The organism is Lacinutrix cladophorae (assembly GCF_053604645.1).
The window spans coordinates 1-203 of record NZ_JBSHNR010000028.1; the positions used below are offsets into that span (position 1 = coordinate 1).

The following is a 203-nucleotide window of genomic DNA, read 5'->3' on the forward strand; positions in this document are numbered from 1 at the left end:
CTGGATCTGAAGTTCCTGTTGTTAAAGTATCTGTAATATCTGCTGGTAATGTAGTCTCATCTACATCTATTTCTGCATCTCCTACTGGAATGTCTGTTGCTGTCCATGAGCCATCCGTTCCTGTTGTTACTGTTGTTTCGTTTCCGTTAACATCAGTAATTACAACTTCTACTCCTTCTATTCCTTCTTCCCCTGGATCTTGT

1 protein-coding gene is annotated in these 203 nt (G+C 40.4%); it reads right to left on the bottom strand.

What is annotated here, in order from left to right:
• Positions 1-203: SdrD B-like domain-containing protein (locus tag ACVC3Y_RS00135; protein WP_452225721.1), on the bottom strand; the 203-nt coding region annotated here is incomplete at both ends.